We start from the raw sequence: 295 nt of genomic DNA on the forward strand, positions 1-295 counted from the left end.
GGCAGCGCGGCGCGAGGCCGACCTTCTCGAGGTATTCGCGCGCGCGGTCCTCGGCTTCCTTCTTCGGGATGCCGAGCACGTTCACGGGCGCTTCCATCACGTTCTCGAGCACGTTCATGTGCGACCACAGGTTGAAGTGCTGGAACACCATCGCCAGCTTGGTGCGCACGCGCTGCAACTGCTTCGCATCGGCCGCGCGCAGCGCGCCGGTCTTGTCGGGCGTGGTGCGCACTTCCTCGCCGTCGACGACGATGCGGCCAGCGTTCGGCTGCTCGAGGAAGTTGATACAGCGCAG

Annotated in this window: 1 protein-coding gene; it reads right to left on the reverse strand. The window is 66.4% G+C overall.

All coding sequences use genetic code 11. The features are described 5' to 3' along the window. Window positions 1–295: ATP-binding cassette domain-containing protein (locus SB816_RS30845; protein ID WP_410548099.1), on the reverse strand; the 295-nt coding region annotated here is incomplete at both ends.

This window comes from Achromobacter sp. SIMBA_011, assembly GCF_046535435.1.
In the GTDB taxonomy this organism is placed as follows: Bacteria; Pseudomonadota; Gammaproteobacteria; order Burkholderiales; family Burkholderiaceae_B; genus Achromobacter; species Achromobacter dolens.